Origin of the sequence: Pseudomonas sp. 2822-17, from assembly GCF_002742485.1 — a bacterium.
Taxonomy (GTDB): Bacteria; Pseudomonadota; Gammaproteobacteria; order Pseudomonadales; family Pseudomonadaceae; genus Aquipseudomonas; species Aquipseudomonas cyclaminis.
The window spans coordinates 1-304 of sequence record NZ_LJRZ01000512.1 but is presented as its reverse complement, the minus strand read 5'-3'; the positions used below and the strand labels follow the sequence as shown (position 1 = coordinate 304).

The 304-nt window shown below is 33.6% G+C and carries 1 protein-coding gene; it reads right to left on the bottom strand.

All coding sequences use genetic code 11. The features are described from left to right. Nucleotides 1–120: 120 nt before the first annotated feature. Nucleotides 121–304: L-lactate permease (locus AOA60_RS32315; RefSeq protein ID WP_178075394.1), on the bottom strand; the 184-nt coding region annotated here is incomplete at its 5' end.

Here is a 304-nt window from a genome sequence, read left to right as displayed (position 1 = left end):
CACGACAATAGATCTCCCCTTTCAATTGCTTAAAAGTGACACTACCATTTTAAATATATTAGTGAAAAACTTCTTCTTACATTAATAATAAGTAGAAGAAGTTTTTCACCTTATTTTTTATTATCCAGTCATGAGGAACATTAGCACTGCTGTTGCAGATACAAGAATACCTGAAATAATAGTAAACACGATTGTGTATTTAAATACTTCAGAATCTTTCCCTTTTATTCCAGCTGTACTTGTTCCAAGAATAACGTTTGCTGGTGCAATTGCGTTACCTATCGCACCACCTACTGATTGAGCT